The organism is Terriglobales bacterium, assembly GCA_035454605.1.
Classification (GTDB): domain Bacteria; phylum Acidobacteriota; class Terriglobia; order Terriglobales; family Acidobacteriaceae; genus DATMAB01.
The window spans coordinates 1-4,025 of sequence record DATIGQ010000089.1 but is presented as its reverse complement, the minus strand read 5'-3'; the positions used below and the strand labels follow the sequence as shown (position 1 = coordinate 4,025).

3 protein-coding genes are annotated in these 4,025 nt (G+C 62.8%); 1 reads left to right on the top strand and 2 read right to left on the bottom strand.

The annotated features are described in order from the left end of the window. Positions 1-221: 221 nt before the first annotated feature. Together VLE48_06550 and VLE48_06545 are read right to left on the bottom strand one after the other, a co-directional pair. Entirely contained in the window at positions 222-614 is a 393-nt protein-coding gene (locus VLE48_06550; GenBank protein HSA92655.1) for a response regulator, read from the bottom strand. A 27-nt stretch (positions 615-641) separates the two neighbouring features. Further along, on the bottom strand, positions 642-2,888 hold the full coding sequence (locus VLE48_06545; GenBank protein ID HSA92654.1) for a PAS domain S-box protein: 2,247 nt from the start codon (positions 2,886-2,888) through the stop codon (positions 642-644). A 382-nt stretch (positions 2,889-3,270) separates the two neighbouring features. On the opposite strand from VLE48_06545, the gene VLE48_06540 reads away from it, so the two are divergent. Beyond that, positions 3,271-4,025, top strand: a 755-nt coding sequence (locus tag VLE48_06540) for a PAS domain S-box protein (protein ID HSA92653.1), incomplete at its 3' end; no start/stop codon positions are given.

Genomic DNA, 4,025 nt, shown 5'->3' with positions numbered 1-4,025 from the left:
TAGGCAACAGGTTACTTCCGGTGACGGTGAAGCCTACCACGCCCTGGCCCTGAGCGTTAACCGCCAGGGCGGGGAAGATCAGATCCTGGCCGGCTACTGCCAACTGCCCCTGCTGGTCGCGGCGCTGGCCTGGGCCCCCTTTGAATGCCATCCACGATCAGCTAAGCGTCGAACTGCCACGACAATTCCGCGAACTCGTGGAGATTGACGCTGGAGTTCACCTACCCTTCGCGGCCAAGAATCTGGCGGACTTTTTCGAGGAGCACTTCTGGAGAGACGGGCTTTTGCAGAAATGTCGTGCCCTCGACCAGCGCACCCCTGCGGCTGAGAGCATCGTCCGCATAGCCGGAGACGTAAAGCACGTTCATCTCGGGTCGCAGACCCCGTAGTTGGTAGGCCAACTCCGGCCCACTGATGCCGGGCATGATGACGTCGCTGATCAGCAGATGGATGGGACCGCGGTGCTGCCGGGCGATCTCCAGGGCCTCAGCGGAATGCGCCGCCAGGAGCACGAGATAGCCCTGGTTGCTCAAGATCTCACGCAGGAGCTCCCGCACGGCTGGATCGTCTTCCGCCACCAGGATGGCTTTGATTCTGCTTCTCGCCCGGCTCATGCTACGCGTGGCCTCGCGCGCGACCCGCTAGGATGAGGCGCCATCGCCGGCAGAGATTCCCTGCAAGGCGCGAACCAGGTCCTCCAGGGGGAACGGTTTCTGAAGCAATGTGGAGCCGGGTCTGAGCATGCCCTGGGAGAGGACGGTGTCGCCGGTGTATCCCGAGGTGAAGATGATGCGGACCTGGGGGAAGAGTTCGGCGATCTGATGCGCCAGCTCGGGACCGGTTATGCCGGGCATGACGATATCCGTCACGAGAGCCTGAATAGGCCCCTGATGCTGTCTGGCAAGTTGCAAAGCTTCGCTTCCGTTGGATGCGGTCAGCACGTGGAAACCGCGGAGTTGAAGATAGTCGGCGGCGGCGGCGCGGACCGCGTCCTCGTCCTCCACCAGCAGGACGGTCGTGCCTTCCACCGGCGTCGCAGCAGGTGCAGCTTCCACCGCCTCTTCCTCGATCCCGGCCTGGATGCGGGGCAGATAGATCTTGAATGTCGTGCCCTTGCCGGGCTCGCTGTAGACCCAGATGGAGCCGCCGCTCTGCTTGACGATGCCGTAGACGCTGGAGAGACCGAGGCCGGTGCCGCGGCCGATCTCCTTGGTAGTAAAGAAAGGCTCAAAGATGCGCGCGCGGGTTTCCGCGTCCATGCCCATGCCGGTGTCACTCACGGCCACCATGACGTGGCGGCCGGGGCGGCTTCCGACGTGGTTCCGGATGTAGGCCTGGTCCAGCTCGGTTTCCGAGGTCTCGATGGTCAGGGTCCCGCCCCGCGGCATGGCGTCCCGGGCGTTGGTGGCCAGGTTCATGATGACCTGCTCGAACTGCGAGGAGTCCACACGGACACGTCCAATGCCAGGCTGAAGGATCATCTTGACCTTGATGTCCTCGCCGATGAGGCGAGGCAGTATCTCGCCGATCTCGGTCAGCAGCTCATTGACGCTAAGCACACGGGGCGCCAGCACCTGGCGGCGGCTGAAGGCCAGCAGCTGACGGGTAAGCTGGGCGCCGCGCTGGGCCGCCTTGAGGATGGATTCGGCATGCTTGTGAAGCCGATCGCCCTGCGCGAGACGCTCCAGCAACATGGCCGCGTAGCTCTGGGTGATCATCAGGATGTTGTTGAAGTCGTGCGCCAGGCCACCGGCGAAGGTTCCCACCGCCTCCATCTTCTGGGCCTGCTGAAACTGCTCTTCCAGCTTACGTCGCTCGGTGATGTCCTCCAGAATGCCCTCGAAGCCTGCTACCTCTCCACTTGAGTCGTGCAAGGTCCTTCCGCCCACGCGCACGGTGATTGCCGTCCCATCCTGGCGTTTCAGGTTCACTTCGGATCCGGTGAAGTGGTCAAAGCTGCGGGCGCGCTCGATGATCTCGTGACGATCTGCCGGGTCGCAATACACGTCGGTGGAAAGCCTCAGGCCCAGGACCTCCTCTTTGGAGCGGTAGCCCAGCATGTTGACGAGTGCGGGATTCACGGAGAGGAAGCGGTCATCTTCGATGCTGGAGACATAGATGGCGTAGGGGGCGTTCTCCACCAGGGAGCGGTAGTTCGCTTCTGACTCCGCCAGGGCCCTCTCGGCCCGCCGCCGCTCGGTAATGTCGGTTGCCAGGACGAGCCGGGCGGCTTTTCCTTTCCACTCGAAGGCATGGGAACTGATCAGCACATCGCACACGGTGCCATCCTTCTTGCAATGCCGCCATTCGGACGCAGAAAGGCTCTCCTGGCGCTCCGCTTCACGCGCGCTTTCGATGACCCTCGGCGCGTCTTCGGACGGCCGGATGTCCGCGATGGTCATGTTCAGGAACTCACCCTGCGAATAACCGTAGCGGTCTACGGCCGCGTCGTTGACGGCCAGGAAGCGCAACGTCTCCTGGTCATAGACCCACATGGGCTGCGGGCTTCTCTCGAAGAGCAGGCGGTAGCGCTCTTCCGCGCCCCCCAGTGCGGCCCGTGTGGATCGAAAGGCGGCGACAAATCCGATGAGCAGGAGGGCCGCCGAATCGAAGGCAAGCAGTCGGATCGCGTCCTGGCGCTCGATACCCAGCGAACCGGCTGGTTCCATAATGAAATACGCAGTAGCCAGCGTGCTGAGAAACATGCCCAGAACGCCGCCGAGCCAGCCTCCGAACCAGGCACTGATTACGATTGAGGCGGTGAAGAAGGGAAAGAAGGGCTCTTCCCTCGCTCCGGGTATGAAGGAGGTAAGCAGCACAGCCACGGCGGTGCCCGGCAAGGTAATGCCGTACCGAAGGGCCTGCCGGTATTGGGGCTCCGCGAGCATGGCACTCAAAACGACCTGACTCCCAGTCGCTTCAACCGGATTCTGACGGGTGTTCTACTGCTTTCTTACTCGGGGCCCTTTTCTGTTTCGAATCGGAACAACCGGAGAACGCGGCACCGGCGACGGGCCGACTCGCATCTCGTTCCGTAAGTCGCTAAATTCTTTCGCAAGTATCAGTTGGAGGCAATCCGTAATAGTACGGATTCCTTCGCATGCCATCCTGCGATCGTCCTCCGCGGACCAGCCTTGAGGTCCTATAATCTTTGACGCCCCGGTAACGACCCTTGGTTTTCCCGGCCTGTTCCGTTTTTGGAAGGACTTTCCGTTCCGGCACGGAAGCAGCGGGGCAACCCGATAAGGCGGACCGAAGGCAGAGCTGAAGATGTCAGCCAAGCCGATTCCCGAGCCTCCGGCAGAGCGGCGCGCGGTTTCCCAACAACGCCGATCTGCGGATCAGCAGCTTCTTTATCAAGCCAATCTGGTGGAAAACGTCAACGATGCCATCCTGGCTGCCGAGCTTGACCTGCGACTGACCCACTGGAACCGGGCAGCCGAGCAGATTTACGGCTGGAAAGCCGGGGAAGTCCTGGGCCGCTATGGGCCGGATGTGCTGGGAACCGTGATCCCGGGCCGCAGCCGTGCCGAGGTCTACGAGGAACTGTGGCGCTGCGGCCATTGGTCGGGCGAGGCCGTCCAGCGGCGCAAAGACGGGTCGCGGGTGCACATCGAAGCCAGGATGTTGGCCCTGTACGACGCTGACGGAAGCATCGTCGGACTGGTGACGGTGAACCGCGACATTACGGAGCGCAAACGGGCAGAAGAGGCGCTGGCGGAAAGCGAGCGCAAGTTCCGGGCGGTAGCGGAGATGGCGCCGGCGGCGGTGTGCGTGTTCGACGGGCGCAAGTTCGTGTATGCCAACGCCTCAGCCGAGCGAATTCTGGGATATCCGCGCGCCGAGCTGTTGAGCATGGATCCGCGCCGGCTCGTGCACCCGGATTTCCTGCCCGAGGTCGAGGCGCGAGCCTTCGCACGGCTCCGTGGAGAGCCAGTACCTTCCAAATACGAACTGCGCCTCGTGCGCCAGGACGGCTCGGTACGCTGGGTTGAGATGAGCGCGGGGTTGATCAAGTGGGACGG